A 15,337-nucleotide genomic window follows, 5' to 3' on the forward strand; every position below is an offset into this window, starting at 1 on the left:
TATCAATCATTCTCCGTATGAGGTTTATCATACGAGGCTAGAATTTACAAGCAATAAAAACAATTTACCGCCGGGATGCGGATACGAAATAAGCTTCTCCCCGGCAGTATTCGGAGGATCCTATTATATTTTAAAAAGCTTTTATAATGAACCATTTTTGGATATAGAAGGTGTGCCAATAGGGGGCGGTACTAGAGATATTAAGATTACAAAAGTAGGGTGCTTTGGACAAAATTTAGGCTCCATACATGTATATAAGGCATATAAACCAGCCAATGATCCAGTAATGATAAGTAGTCCTCGGTATAACGAGGTTTATAAGGGAAATATGCTTTTGACATGGAAGGTTCAGAATTTATTAATGAGGACTCCTAGTACAGTGAAAATAGAAATCTCACTAGATGGCGGATATTCGTGGGATGATGTCGAAACCGTGCCCGCCTGGCAGGTCAATCATGTTGGGGAATATTTAATGAATTTAAATAGATACAGGCCTTCTAATCAAGCGATGATTAGAATATCGGCGAATGATAGCGGTATGTGGGGAGAATATGCCTATAGCCCTCTTTTCACTATTCAAACGGTTATGAAACAAAGCATTTTGACACCTGCTTCCGGTCAAATGGTTAGTGATTTGCAATCTTTGATTCCGTCAGTGAGCGTGACGGGCTCAGCAAGCGGTAATCTTAGTCTTTCCTATTTCATAGATGCAGAGAGCACACCAAGAGATACAAAAGTTATCTCTAATACAGCAACAGCACAGCAAGTAAACTTTAATGCGCTCAATGTCCAATCATTGAGTGAGGGCCCGCATACGATGAAATTTACGGTGAGCGATGGGGCACAAACGATTCAAGATACGGTAGTTTTCCAAGTGGACAAGAATGCTCCAGCAGTTGGCGTATTTCAGGCAACAGCAACGGATACGACTATACAAGTAACGGGAACAGCAACGGATACAATATCAGGTTTACATGCTCTGCCATATCGTTTCACGATAGGGACAAGCGCAACGGATTGGCTGGCCGCGGGTGCGCATACTGCGACGGGGCTTATCCCGAATACGAATTACACCGTGAAATTTGAAGCAAGAGATGCAGTAGGACATATTGGATCACAAACGAAAAGCGTTCAAACAAAGGCGCAAAGCCCATCTTTCGTGCTAGGACAAGCAAATGACAGCAGTCTTGAGGTCACGTTTCAAGATGGAAATCCGGCTGGAACACAGTACCAATTGAAAGCTGGAGCTCAGTATGTGAATGGTTCAGGAGGATTAAGCAGCACGGCCGTATGGTTTACCCCGACGAACAAGAAAATACGAGTCACTGGAATAGCATCCAATACAACGCTCGTGTACCAGGCAAAAGCTAAAAATGCACTAGGAGAGGAAACGGACTGGAGCAGCACAAGGAACGGAGAAACCTTGGCAAACCCGCCAGCGACTCTAACGCCAGAAGCCTCGCAGCGCTACTTGCGGATATCGTGGCCTGCAACAGGCGGCACCGTCACATATGAGATTGAAGTCGATGGAGCGATCGTTAACAATGGCGCATCAAACACGTATCTCCATAGCTCGCTCACGCCAAATACGAGACATACGTACCGGGTGCGAGTGAAAAATGGGAGTGGAGCTGGAAGCTGGAGTCCTCTGCTCGCTGCCTTTACACTGCCAGACCCGCCTACGATTCCGCTGCAAATAGAGGTTGCACCATCCCAGAAGGAGCAAACGATTACTTGGGGAATCGTGGCGCGAGCAGAGGGCTACGACATTGAAGTAGATGGCGTTGTAAAAGATGCTGGAAGTGGCCAGCGTTATATACATTCGGGGCTGGAACCAGAGACGCAGCATACGTATCGGATACGGGCAAAAAACACAGGTGGGATCAGCGAATGGAGCGCCTTGGTCACCTCGCAAACGCTGCCCTATCCTCCACAAAAGCCAGGCGCTTTAACAGCAGAGCCGGCGATACATGAGATGGCGGTGAGCTGGGAGCCCGTTGCAGGAGCAACAGGATATGAAATTGAGGTAGACGGCTTAATTTTGGATAATGCCAATCGCACGAGCTACCTCCATAAAGAACTGGCGGCGCTAAGCCCTCATACGTACCGCATAAGAGCGACGAATGCGGGAGGGAAAAGCGCGTGGAGCGAGCCGCTTGAAACGGTCACGCATCCTGAAAAGCCCGCCATACCAACAAATCTCATCGCAACAGCTGAAGCGGATGGCAACACGCTGACATGGTATAAAGTACCGCATGCGGAAAGCTACGAGATTGAGATTGATGGTTCTACGATTATGAATGTAACCACTAATCAATACACACATACGGGACTCGTTCCAAATAAAGCCTACGCTTACCGGGTACGTGCGGTGAACATAAGCGGATATAGCGAATGGGGCAGCAAGGTTACGCTCACAGCTCTGCCTAATCAACAAGCATCAGATTTGGCGCTAACGAATGTAGCAGCTGTCGTGACAAATCGATCAATCACCGTATCTTGGGAAACGGTAGCAATAGATGCGCATTATGAGGTGGAAGTGGACGGAGTCCTAACCGATAACGGGCTGGACACGATCTATCATCATGGCGGGCTCGGGGCGAATGAATTTCATACGTACAAGATCCGCTTGAAACAAGAAGGGACGCCAGCAAACTGGATCGCCGTGTTGTCGTTGTCTACCCTTCCTGACTCCCTCCAAGGGAATATTGAAGTGAATGCAATAGCGAATAACAACAGCATCGAGCTGCGCTGGGATCAGGTAGAGGGAGCTAGCGGTTACGACATTGAGGTGGATGGTCAGACCGTAGCATCAACGGGTACATCAACAACCTATACGGATACAGGCTTGGAGTCTGGTACCTCGCATACGTACCGGGTGCGCGCGAAGAACGAAGCAGGTGTGACGGTATGGAGCCCGGCAATTGTGAAGAGTACAACGAGCCCTTCGTATATTGTCAATGGTGTAAAAGGGAAGACGTTTGATTTGTCGCTGCTGGGCAGCAATGTGCAGGATTTCAGCGAGTTAACGTATGTCGTTACGTATGATGCATCGGCGCTGGAGGTTGTAGATTTGTATGATTTCACGCCAGCACTGGACCAGCAGTCCGGCAAAATAGCAGGCTCCAATCTGGAAGTCACCTACACACCGGGACGCATCACCTTTAAGAAAAGCCAAAACATTGTGCCGGGCACATCCTGGTCCGGTGAAGTAACGACGATCATCTTCAAATCTAAAATAACAGGTCAAACGACGATTGACGTAAAGGTTTAACAGGAAACTGAAATGGAAACGGAAATGGAGCTGAGTATGTGAGGCATTTTCTCAAAAAGCATTACAAATGGGTAGCGATTGTTGTTGTCATCGCTTTAATCACAGAAACCTTTGTATTGCTGCTAGATAACAATTTAATCAATCCAAATAAAGAAGAAGCTGCCGTTGAAATGAAGAGCGACAGCATGATGGCCGCGGATATTTCCAATATGACAGGTGTCAAGGCAGAGGAAATTATAAAGCTGAAAGACACGGGGCTTTCTTGGAACGAGGTGCTTGAGCAGTTGAAGTCAACCAAGCTTGCGGGAAATGACGAGGACCGGAGCAAGCGCAGCGGGCTGCTTGCAGAGTCAGGAATGGATGAAGTGACAAGCAAGCTTCAGGCACAAGGCTATCAGAATGAGGATATTTTAGAGGCGAAAATGCTCGCAGAACGATTGCAATTCCAACTGAAAGAGCTGGGGGGCGGCAATCAGCCTGCCCCTGCTGTTCAAGTTCCTACGGCAAGCATAGACAAGAAAGAGGAAGATCAGCAGGAGCGCTATGAGAAGCTGCTTCAACAGTTCAATGTTGCCGACGCTGTGTATTTCATGCTTTTGCTGGAAGACAAGGTAGGAAGCGCAGAGACTGTTTTGGATGAATATTTGGTCGCGCTTCAATTGGAATTGGATTTGAACCTATATATCTCCGATCAAGAGGCTTATATAAAAGCAAGAGATGAGAAGCGGATGAGCAGCCCTTCCCATGAAATGATTACGATGTCTGGCATTGAGCTTGCGCTGCTGGAGCAAATTCAGAAAAGCAACACGCGTATAAAAGATAATTTGACGACAACGACGCAGGGGACTACAGCATCGATAGATGTAAAAGACAGCAAAGGGGAGAACATTTTACCGGATGTTCCTTTGCCTGTTGTAGAGGATATTAGGCCTGGCAACCCAGCGGCTGATGTCATGAAGGAAATAGAGGCCATTAACCCAAATCGACCGTAAAGGCGGACTACCAATGAAATATAAATTTAATAAAATGACAAAATCCTTAGTTGTCATACTTGCCCTTGGCACGGTGCTGCAGCTAGGAAGCGTGCTTGCAAAAAATGCATTAACTGATCAGAAAACGACAGTCAACACAAATAAAACCTTCCAAAATGCTGCAACCCTGTCGCTATCGCAAACGGCATTGGATCAAATTAAAGAAGCGGATGGGGCCACTTATGCTCGCAACCTTGCTAACTATGAAAGCATGGTAAAGACGTTGCAAGTGGATGAGAAATTCCAAAAGGAGCTTGACCGTCTGGCAGCAGCAGGCAGCAGCTTGCCTGATTTGCTTATTGCTTACGAGTTTTTATACCAAAACTATGGGAAAATGCAAGATTTGGAGCAGCTAGCCTTGGAGCGCTCGAAGGGGAATGATTGGGAGACCATTATGGAACAGTATCATTCCAGCCATAAAGCTTTCGTTCCCAGAGCATTCGAGGCAGATGAGCTGGAGCAATGGATGAGCAACCCTAAGCTTGGCTCGGATGACATTATGATAGCAGATACGCTTTCTTTTGTATCCGGGGCAGCGATGGAAGATCTATTGAAGGAAAAGCTTGAGGCGAACAAAAGCTGGCAGGAGATTTCAACCTCGCTTGATATTTTGAATGGCTCTCTCAGCTTGCCGCGCCTGCAAATAACGAAGGAACAGCTGAACAAATATGTTCAAAAAGGAAAGTTTACAGAGCAGCAGGTAGCAGAAGCTTTTGTACTAGCTCAGAAGCTTGGATTAACGCCGGAGTCCGTCATTGCGAAGAAAAAAGCAGGAACCTCTGATGAAGCTATTATGGCGAAAGCGTACACAGACAAATACAATTAATCGTTTCCACAATAATAGCAATCCACAAATGCAGTTAAACTTCATGGAGGTGCAAGGGTGAAACGTTGGCTTAAGACGTCCTTATTTATCTTATTTATATCTATGCTTCCTGCTCCATTAGCCTATGCGGAAACATTGGAAGAGCAGATGAACAACTTAATAGGACCACAGAAAAATTACAATACAATGCTGTCCCCTGTTTATTTGAACAATAATAAAAGTGCCGAATACATCAACCCGCAAAGCGGGGAGCTGAGTTTAACGCAGACCGATTATGTGCTTCCTGGGCGCAATGGGTTAAATTTGGAAATTAAACGGATTTATCAAAGCGGCATTTCCAATGTGCAGCAAATGAATGTCAAGTATGTAAATGGCGCATGGGTGGACTACGTGGAGCCAGTCGATGAATCCTCTTCGTTCTATGAGGATCGCTATAATCTGGGGATTGGGATGCGTTTCTCGTTCCCGGGCATGGAAATTCGCAAAAATGAAGATGGTACGAGCCATAAGTTTCTACATACCGAGAGCGGCGATATTTATCGTTTGAAAAATGCTTCGCAGGATGGTCTTCCCGTCATGCTGCCGGAAGGTCAGACGGTAAAAGATGTCGTCATTCGTGAAACGACGGCGTTTAACAATGGGCAAACAGATGGCAGCTCCAAATATGTGATGACCGATAAGGAAGGCAAAAAAACATATTTTGCAGAAGATGGTGTGATCCTCGGCATTGTCGATCGATATGGCAATACGATTACGTTCCAGCACAAAATACTAGACTATACGGTGGATGGCAAAACGACGCATAAAAAATTGATTTCCAAAATCGTCGATACCGTTGGGCGTATCACGACCATCGATTATAAAGAAAACGATCAATTTAAAGTAGGGGCAGTCACGAACCAGGCGCATGGGAAAAATGAAACCTACAAAACAACACAAAATCCGAATAATGTGGATTCCGGCGACCTGCAAGGGCAATTTCAGGTTATCGTCAACCTGCCTGGAGAGAATAAGCTCGTGTATGACAAATCGGCTGTGCTGGTCAATGATTCCAAGCATGTGGTGCGGACAAGGCTGCAGCGCGTATTTGATGTGGACGGCAGCCCGAAATATCATTTTTGGTATGAGCAGCCTGAGCTTGGCTTTACGTTTGTAAATGGCACCAACTATGGCGTCTACAATCGCTATGAAAATTTAATGCAGGTGGATTATGTTCCTACCAATCATATCACTCGTTATATCTATAATACGTTTACGAAGGGCCTTAGCGAGGGCAGCATGCAGTACCGTAAAATTTTTGAGAAGCGCGAGCTGATCAAGAAGGATTACGATGCCTCCAAAGCCAAGTTCGAGGACCGCTTCACCACCGAGGTGAAAAATAAAACGGTATACAGCTACACGAACGAGGCTGACGGCTACAAAACCGATAACTATAACCCAAATGACCATACGTATTTGAAGGATAAGTTTCGCTATTACACGGAAACGACCGATGCGATCGGCAATAAAATGAAATATACCTTTGATGGCTTGCATCAGCTGATTTTAACCGAAAATACCGGAAAGGATCACAAGGAGGTCGTATCGAGCGAGCGCGACGAGCTGAAGCTGGTGAAAAAGCAGGAAACGTTGATTTACCAGACAACGAATGGTCAATCGAATGATACGCCTGTAAAGCGTATCGAAAACTACCGGTATGATGAATATGGGAACTTAACGAATTACACGGGACCGGAAGCAGAGCGAGATAGTCAGGGCTATCCCGTAAACAATGATCATTTGGTTGTTTATGCATATGCCTATGACAAGTTTCATGTATTGGCATCAAAGACATGGAAGAAGGATAAAAATTCGGTAAGCCAAATCCTGTATGCTATTGATTCGAAAGGAGACGTGACAAGGGAAACGAAGATGAATGCCCAGTCAGAGGATAGCTGGACCGTGACGGACTATCAATATGACTCGTACGGCAATATGACGCGCCAGTCATCAAGCTCAGGCGGACAAAGCTTTGTTACCCAGTTTGAGTATGATGTGGATGCGAACGGCTTGGATATGAAGGGGGCCTATGTTACCAAGCAATATGGCAGCGCAGACGGCGAGGTTGCAGCCAAATCCTATGCCTATGATTTTAATACGGGTAACCGCAAGCTTGACGTGAATCCTAATCAGGAGAAGACTAGCTATACCTACGACAAACTAGGACGGGTTACGCAAACGATAGAGCCGGATAAGGGTGTAAAAGGCTACAGCTATATCGAAAATCCTTACGCTAATTTAAGCATTCAATATACCGATCCGAATAACAATCGATTCCAATATGAATATGACATTATGGGTAATTTGCTTAAAGCGGCTGTGGAGGACAGCGGGGAGTGGCATGTTTTACAAGCTTATGAGTATGATGCTCTCGGATTAAAAACGAAGGAAATCGATGCGAACGGCAATAGCTTCCGCCTTGAATATGATAGCCATTTCCGCCTGACTAAACGTTCCTCTTATGAACAGGATAAGGTCAATAAAGGGGAGCTGACGCTTCAATATAAGTACACGGGCAATAGCGCTGCTCCGCTTGTCGTTGTTTTGACGAATGAAGAGGGTTATTCCACTACGTTTTATTATGATTTGTTGAATCGTCCGGTTAAGGTAGAGACGACGCCAGATCATAAGCAGGTATATACCACTAGCTATGAATATGATTTTATGGGCAATTTGCTGCGTGAAACCGATGGCAAAAACGGTTTGACACAGTACAGCTACGATAATATGGGGCGGTTAATAGAGAAGAAGGATGCATTAGGCAATGAGACTTCATATGCCTACAATGCGCTTGATCAATTAAAGCTCCAGCAAGATCCGGGGAAAAAGGTTACGGAGGTTATTTATGATGCTCTTGGACGTGTAGCGGAGCAGCGTATTTATACCAAGGGTGAAGCGGATTATACGTATACCCGCCATAATTACGATTTAGCGGGAAATCCAATTCGAACGAGAATGGGCAAATTAACGGGAACGGCGGGTGTCGTAGCTAGCGATGTAAGCTATACCTACGATGCGATGAACCGGGTGACGGATGAATACGCCAAGCTTGATGGCTCGAGAACGGCACATGTTCGGTATGCCTATGATCTTAACGGCAATAAGCTTACCGGGACGTATTATACGGATGCAGCTGAAACCAGCTTTAAGCAGCAGTTGTTCACCTATAATTTTGCTGGTCAGGTGACGAAGGAAGAAGGCGTTTTTAAAGAGAAAAATGGCAGTAAAACAGAAGAGCATGGAAGCTACCGCGTGTTCTATAATAGGGATCTTGCTGGCAATGTCATCAAGCAGCAGGTATTTAATGGAGACGGCTACGATACGATACTGTTTACGTATAATTACCGCAATCAGGTCATCGAGAAGGTTGAGCCTTACGGCGGCAAGGCCAATGGAAAACGTACCGTTTATCGCTATGACAAGCTTGGCCAGCTTTTAACAGAAACACTAACGGTGCAAGGAACTGACCTTACGCAAACGATGACTTATGATGGACTTGGCCGTATGGCAACGAAGAGCGATGCTCTTGGCAATCGAAGCCGGTATGCTTATGATGCAAACGGTAAAGTGATCAAAGAAAGTGACGGCAGATATTCTGCCTTGGCTCTCGAAGATGCGCCGGGAACACTTTATGAGTATGATGCGCTGAACCGCATGACAACCGCCAGCTCCTTTGACGGAAAAGTCAAAGAGGTTGTGCTGTTTAAGCAATATGATGAGCGCGGCAACGTCATTAAGGAAGGGAAAGGCGAAGGCTATCAGGCAGCAAAGCCAACGCAATCCAGTGGAAATGTCTATCAATATGATGCAAATGATAAAGTCATTGCTGTCATTTCTGCGCAGACTGGTGCGGACAATGCGAGCAAAGGCACAGCTCACTACACCAACCAATATGGGTATGATGCACTGGGAAATGTCACCTCGGAAACGGATGCCTTGGGGCGCAAAACGTCGTACAGCTATTATTTAAATGGGCTGTTGAAGGAGAAGGTCTACCCGGATGGCAGCAAGGAAAGTTATAATTATGACCTTACGGGCAAGACGCTAATTAGCAAGAAGGATCAGAACGGTAATGTAACGACCGTAAGGAACAATGTGTTTGAGAAGCCTTACCGAATTGAGCACCCGGATGGCACCGTGGAAAGCATGTCGTATTCCGCTAAAGGCGAATTAATCGAGAAGGTAGATCAGGCAGGTCAAGCCTCTTATTATCGCTATGATTCCAGCAGCAATCTGATTGCTGAGCAAGCCTACATCTCTTCTAATTCGACTTCGACTCAGTATAAGCTGACGGAGCATCAGTATGATGAAGCGAATCGCCTGCTCAGCAGTGAAACCTTCAGCTTTAAACAGCCGAAGTCTGGGGCGGAAGGAACGAAGGCTTCAGCTGGCGATAAAATTACGAATAGCTACGATAAAGCGGGGCGCGTGCTTAGTGTTAGCGGGCCAAATGGACGGGAAACGCTGCAGCAGTATGACGAGGCTGGCAATATAACGCTGAAGCGGACGAAGGTAGCGAGCGGCGATTATGACATCACGCGTTATGCGTATGATGTTCAATCCCGTAAGCTTTCGGAGTCGCTTTTGGTGAAAATGGATGAGCTTGTGCAGGCTGAGCTTGCAGATGCCGGGGTAGATGATACCTACTACGATCGTGTGCTGGCGACAACGGTTTATCACTATGATAAGTCCGGCAATGTTGTGAGCCAGACAGACCCGAAGGGCTATGTAACCAAGCTGGCTTACGACTTGGATAACCGCATCGTGAAGCAAATCAATCCGCTTGGAGCAGCAACCACCTATACCTATGATGAGAAGGGCAATTTAGTTGAAGAAAAAAATCCGCTCGGTCTGCTTACTCGCTATGACTATGATGAGCTGGATCGGGTCATTCGCAAAAAGCAGCCGGCAGCGGATGGAACGGAAGCTGTTACCCGTTATCTATATGACGCTAATGGCAATGTAATCAAGGAGATATTGCCGAATCAGTATACGGCTTCTCTGGATCGTGATGGCACAGCCAAGTCCATGAAGGGGCTATCGTATACGTATGATGCGATGAATCGGCTTACCTCTACGACCTCGCCAGAAGGCAAGGGGATGGAATACATCGCCTACGATGTGAACGGTCGAATAAGCAAAACGGTAGATGGCCTGCAGTATACCGGAGATATAGCAGCCTCTTTGGGCATGAGCTATGTTTATGATGGTCTCGGTCAATTGATCAAGCAGACGGATGCTTTGCAGCATTCTAGTATGTTTGTTTACAATGTGCTTGGAAATGTAACGAAATCTACGGATGCTCGTGGCATGATAACGGAATATGCCTATTATCCAGATAGCCTCGTTCGCTTAATAACCTTTGCTGATGGCGGAGAGACAGCCTATGAATATGACAAGCTCGGACGTGTGACTTCTGAGACGAATCAGCTCGGCAATAAAACGACGACAGCGTATAATGCCTTTGGGCAAGTGAAGCTGGTGACGGATGCGCTGCTTCAGCGAACGGAGTCGAAATACGATCTGGCAGGCAATCTCGTATCGCTTCAAGATAAGCGCGGCAGCATTTCGCTGTACGCCTACGATGCCAACAAGAAGCTGATTGAAACGAAATCGCCGTTGGAGCAAGATAGCAGTGGCAATATCGTGTACGCAGTAGAAAACTATGCTTACGATGCGGCAGGCAATCTGATTAAAGAGAGCCTCAGCAGCTCGAAGGATGACGCTTTTTTACGCGAGAGAACCTATGCCTATTACATGAACAATTTGTTGAAAAGCGAATCGGATAACAGCGGCGCGTTGACGGTTCATGAATATGATAAAAACGGCAATGTAACGGAGACGGCAACGCTTCGTGATACATCGATTTATGATGTGGAGCGTTTTGTGTACGACAGTCAGGACAGAGTGACGCAAAGCATAAAGCTGGTCGATGCTCAGCATATGTATTTAGATAGTTCGGCTAATACGGAGCTTCTGCAAGATAAGGAAAATCCGGGTAAGCTGCAAATCATAACGGGATACGTGTATGATGTGCTAGGCAATGTGATTCAGGAAATTGATCCACGTGCGTTTGGCTATGCGCCGACCGATACGGCGGGAAGAAGCCAATACACGACCACGCACACGTATGATACGATGAACCGTCTGGTGCAGACGAGCCGGAAGGTGAACGGACAGGCTGCGGTCAAACGATTTGCGTATGATGAGAATGGGAATGTAGCGGAAGAAACGAATGAGCGCGGTTATGTGACGAAATACGCCTATGATGAGGTGGGCCGCGTAGCATCGGTTACGGATGGAGAAGGGCAGAAGGCGACCTTCAGCTATGACTTGGCAGGCAACAAAATAGCGGAAGCGAATGCGAGCGGCCATCGCATGACCTATGCGTACGATAAGCTTAACCGTCTGGTGACGGTCAAGGACCCGTACAACATCATTGTGACGCGTAATGTGTATGATGCAGCAGATAATCTGATTAAAGTCATCGATGCGAAAGGCTATGCTTCGGCAGCGACGGATGCGCAGCGCTACGGAACGGTGTATAGCTATGACTTGGCGAATCGCCTGATAGCTCAGGCTGAGCCGGAAGCCGCGCTGCAAAATAAAGGGAGCAAGTATCAATACAATGCAGCGGGAGATCGAATCTCCGACACGAATGCGCTTGGGGTTACCCATACGTATGCCTATGATCAAGCGGGACGCTTGCTGAGCGTCACCGATCCGCTAGGCGTCAGTGTCACCTATGGCTACGATTTACTTGGCAACCAACTGGATATGACAGACGGCAGAGGGAAGGTTACTCGCTATCGCTATGGGGCATTTGGTCTGGTGACGCAGGTCATCAATCCAAACAATCAAGCGATGTCCTACCGCTACGATCTGGGGCTGCAAACCGCAGAGCTGACGGATCGCAATGGGAATCACACGCGGTATCGCTATGACAATCGTGGGCTGTTGATTGAAAAAACGGTGGCTGAAACTGAGGATCGCATCCAGTATACGTATGACGAAGCCGGCAACCGTGCTTCGATGAATGATAGCAGCGGTCAAAGCAGCTATGCTTATGATGGCAACAATCGTTTGCTGGAAGTTACAAAGGACGGGAAAGCCCAGCTCACGTATACGTATGATGTGATAGGCAATGTGAAGAGCCTGAAGGATAAAACGGGCTTTATGACCAGCTATACGTATGATAAATCGAGCCGAATGAGTACCGTAACGGCGCAAGGGAAGACGACGTCCTATAGCTACGATGAGAATGGGAACCGAACGTCCATTGCTTATGCGGGTGGCGTGAAGGAAAGCTACATGTTCGACCGTAACAGCCAGCTATTGAAGCTGGTCAATACGAAGGCGGACGGTGTAGTACTATCCGAATACAGCTATACGTATGACTTGTCGGGCAACCAGCTGACAAAAACGGACAGCTACGGAGCCACGAATTACGGGTATGATGAAGTTGGTCGTATCGTAAAAGCGGAAGCGCCGGGCAAAACGACGGTCTTCACGTATGACCGCAGCGGCAATCGTGAGTCGATGCTGGAGACGTATACGTCGGAGCAGCCGACGGGTTATAGCGATCCGATCAGCAAAACCGAACTGACCTATATCGTGAAGCGCAGCGAATATTTATATTCGAATGCGAACGAGCTGCTGCAGCTAACGGAGCAGATGAAGGATGCAGCGGGCGAAGGGGTGCTGGAGAAGAAAGTCATCTCCCTATTTGATAACAACGGGAATGAAGTGCGTCAGCAGACCAGCTATTTGCGTCCGCATAGCCGAGGCATGAATCAGGTAACGGGAGCGAATCCCTATGGGGATGAGCAGACTGAAGAAATAAGCAGCCTGCTAGAGAAGGTGAACAACACCTTTGACGGGTTCAACCGTCTGACGCAAGCGATCAATGTTCAGGGCGGGGAACGCTCGACTGTTGAATATGCGTATGACGGGGACGATCTTCGGACGCAGAAAACGGTGCGCAGCTCTGCTGATAGTTATGCAGAGAAAGTGACGAACTACTTGTATGACCGTCAATATGTCATTTTGGAGACGGATAAAGCGGACGCGGTCAGTGTGCGTTATGTGAAGGGCATCAACTATATCGCCCGAATCGATCAGGCGGACAAGCTGTCGTATTTCCTGTTCAACGGCCATGGGGACGTTGTGCAGACAGTGGATGAGCAGGGAACAATCGAGAACCAATATGACTACGATGTATTCGGTAGCCCAACGCTGACGATTGAACTATATGAAAGCACGATCCGCTATTCGGGAGAGTTTTACGATGCGGAAGTAGGTTTGTATTACCTGCGAGCGCGTTATTATGATCCGTATGTGGGACGGTTTATATCCGAGGATACGTATAAAGGGCGGGCAAATGAACCGTTGTCGCTGAATCGGTATACGTATGTGCTCAATAATCCTTTGATTTATTTAGACCCAACAGGGATGGTTGAAGTCGCTTTACGGGACTTGGCAAAGGCGACGGATGCCCAAATATCTTACAATTCCAAAACAGGGATAACGACAGTTAGATTGACCACAGGTATCTCTGTTCAATTGAATACCAAGAGTTCAACCGATCAGGAGAAGATGGGCTATTCCGTTGTGGATGGAAGAATTATTGTTGATAACAAGAAGTACGATGAATGGATGTCATCAAAGCCTTATGAAAAAGACAGAAGCTCTGTAACGGGCGGACCAGTAAAGATTAAAGCTACGGTAGAAACATTCGTGGGAGACGGCATCATTGGAGCGCATGTTTATATTACGCGCACATATGGAAGTCAACAACCACAAGAAATAAGAAACAAAGTGTCGGTATTGGATTTATCTACAGATAAGAAAGATAGTATAAATTTATTAAATGATAAAGGGATGAATGCTGAAGAGAAAAAAATAGTAACAAATATCACCAACATTATTGGGAAAGATAATAGCGGTATAGCCGCAATGATTGTGTTGCTGAATCGAAGAGTTGATTCGGAATTTAATGACTATCTGATATATAAATACACTAATGGTCAAACGATTGCAGATGCTCCTAAAAATCTTTCAAGAGAGGGTTATGTTTATGCTAACTTAGCTACAAAAAAATTAATGAAATCGGGTATTAACAGCCTCGATAAAGATGATTTAAAAACATTAAGAGCATTATATGATCGATTGTATCCCGATGGGACAAACGAAGGCTTCCAGGCATATTTGCAACAGATTGCTGGCACGAAACAAGGTGGATTGGAGGCTGGAATAGAAGGGTTTTTCACTGGAGAGATGCTCTTATTTCAAGAGTATGATCACTATACAAGAGTAACTCAACTACATCTGCAAAATGAAGCAAACTTACAAGAAATAACTTCTGCAGCTGGAATGCATTATGCGCAAGGTAAAATAAGCATTAAACCAAGTCGTTATAAAACTTATGGTTGTAACTGTTTTACGGCCGGAACAAAGGTCTTAACAGTCGAAGGGGAGAAAAATATTGAAGACATTGGGGTCGGAGATAAGGTTCTCTCTAAAAATGACGATACGGGTGAGATTGCGTATAAGGAAGTCGTAAATCTTTTTCGAAACGAGCGGGATTTGATTTATAGGCTTTTTATAGGCGATCAAATCATTGAAACAACGTTTAACCATCCATTTTGGGTTGAAGGAAAAGGTTGGGTACTCGCAGAAGATTTAGAGGAGAAGGACAAACTTCGAAAAAGCAATGGTGAAATAGTAAATATTGATAATATTATAGTTATTAAGCTGAAAGAAAAGGTCACAGTATATAACTTTGAAGTATCCGACTTTCATACGTATTTTGTAAGTGACTTAGGTATTTGGGTTCATAATACAGATACAAATAAATGTGGATCACCGAATTCTGGGAAATTTATAGCTAATCAAAGTGGATATTTTGGTGAAACTGGTCAGAGTGGAACTGCTAAAGTAAGAAACATAAGCGGAGGAGATAAAGCAGCAAAAGAATTTTTTGAGGAAAAATCAAAAGGGTTTATATCCGAGAAAGATCTTGGTGGTGGCAAAAAACTTAGAACAATGGAGGACGGTACAATAGTGCTTTATAGACCCACATCTCATTCTGATGGGACTCCTGTGGTGGATATAAACTCTGGTGGCACATATAAAAGTCAGAAAATCCATTTTGTAGACTAGAGGAGG

Annotated in this window: 4 protein-coding genes; all 4 read left to right on the forward strand. The window is 45.9% G+C overall.

The features are described 5' to 3' along the window. Nucleotides 1-379: 379 nt before the first annotated feature. Genes ASF12_RS31400 through ASF12_RS36425 form a run of 4 tightly spaced genes read left to right on the forward strand, consistent with a single transcriptional unit; the run spans nucleotide 380 to nucleotide 15,331 of the window. Entirely contained in the window at nucleotides 380-3,274 is a 2,895-nt protein-coding gene (locus ASF12_RS31400; protein WP_155973630.1) for a fibronectin type III domain-containing protein, read from the forward strand. A gap of 38 nt (nucleotides 3,275-3,312) precedes the next feature. Continuing rightward, nucleotides 3,313-4,266, forward strand: coding sequence for a hypothetical protein (locus tag ASF12_RS31405; RefSeq protein ID WP_056043071.1), 954 nt, complete (start codon nucleotides 3,313-3,315; stop codon nucleotides 4,264-4,266). Nucleotides 4,267-4,279: 13 nt separating this feature from the next. Beyond that, entirely contained in the window at nucleotides 4,280-5,131 is an 852-nt protein-coding gene (locus ASF12_RS31410; RefSeq protein WP_056043074.1) for a hypothetical protein, read from the forward strand. Nucleotides 5,132-5,188: 57 nt separating this feature from the next. After that, nucleotides 5,189-15,331: a polymorphic toxin-type HINT domain-containing protein gene (locus tag ASF12_RS36425; protein WP_056043077.1), complete on the forward strand. Its 10,143-nt coding sequence runs from the start codon at nucleotides 5,189-5,191 to the stop codon at nucleotides 15,329-15,331. Nucleotides 15,332-15,337: the final 6 nt, after the last annotated feature.

The organism is Paenibacillus sp. Leaf72 (genome assembly GCF_001422685.1).
Lineage (GTDB): Bacteria > Bacillota > Bacilli > Paenibacillales > Paenibacillaceae > Pristimantibacillus.